1 protein-coding gene is annotated in these 1,205 nt (G+C 57.8%); it reads right to left on the bottom strand.

The window, feature by feature from the left end; translation table 11 throughout:
• Positions 1 to 13: 13 nt before the first annotated feature.
• On the bottom strand, positions 14 to 1,204 hold the full coding sequence (gene tuf / locus A15D_RS17065; protein WP_031226999.1) for an elongation factor Tu: 1,191 nt from the start codon (positions 1,202 to 1,204) through the stop codon (positions 14 to 16).
• Position 1,205: the final 1 nt, after the last annotated feature.

The raw sequence follows: 1,205 nt of genomic DNA, 5'->3' as shown, positions 1-1,205 counted from the left end.
ACCGGGTAACGAATTACTCGGTGATCTTGGCTACGACGCCGGCGCCAACGGTACGGCCACCTTCGCGGATAGCGAAGCGCAGGCCGTCTTCCATGGCGATCGGAGCGATCAGCTCAACGTCCATCTGAACGTTGTCGCCCGGCATTACCATCTCGGTACCTTCCGGCAGGGTGCAAGCACCGGTTACGTCGGTGGTACGGAAGTAGAACTGCGGACGGTAACCGTTGAAGAACGGAGTGTGACGACCACCTTCGTCCTTGCTCAGTACGTAGACTTCAGCAACGAACTTGGTGTGCGGCTTGATGGAGCCCGGCTTGGCCAGGACCTGACCACGCTCAACTTCATCACGCTTGGTACCACGCAGCAGAACACCAACGTTCTCACCAGCACGGCCTTCGTCCAGCAGCTTGCGGAACATTTCAACACCGGTACAGGTGGTCTTGGTGGTGTCGTGGATACCCACGATCTCGATTTCCTCGCCCACCTTGATGATGCCACGCTCTACACGGCCGGTTACTACAGTACCGCGACCAGAGATGGAGAATACGTCTTCGATCGGCATCAGGAACGGCTGATCTACAGCACGCTCCGGCTCCGGGATGTACTCGTCCAGGGTCTCTACCAGCTTCTGTACGGCAGGCATGCCGATGTCGCTGGTGTCGCCTTCCAGAGCCTTCAGGGCAGAACCCTTGATGATCGGAGTGTCGTCGCCCGGGAAATCGTAGTCGCTCAGCAGCTCACGGATTTCCATCTCGACCAGCTCGAGCAGCTCTTCATCGTCAACCATGTCCGCTTTGTTCAGGAACACAACGATGTAAGGTACGCCTACCTGACGGGACAGCAGGATGTGCTCACGGGTCTGAGGCATCGGGCCATCAGCAGCGGAACATACCAGGATCGCGCCGTCCATCTGGGCCGCACCGGTGATCATGTTTTTCACATAATCAGCGTGCCCGGGGCAGTCTACGTGGGCGTAGTGACGAGTCGGGGAATCGTACTCTACGTGGGAGGTGGCGATGGTAATACCACGCTCACGCTCTTCCGGAGCATTATCGATACCGTCGAAGGCAACGGCAGAGCCGCCCCACACTTCCGCACATACGCGAGTCAGCGCAGCGGTCAGGGTGGTTTTACCATGGTCAACGTGACCGATGGTGCCTACGTTTACGTGCGGTTTATTACGTTCAAACTTTTCCTTTGCCACG

Origin of the sequence: Alcanivorax sp. MD8A (assembly GCF_002888555.1) — a bacterium.
In the GTDB taxonomy this organism is placed as follows: domain Bacteria; phylum Pseudomonadota; class Gammaproteobacteria; order Pseudomonadales; family Alcanivoracaceae; genus Alcanivorax.
Note: the sequence above shows the minus strand (reverse complement) of the source record. Positions and strands in the feature narration are given on the sequence as shown.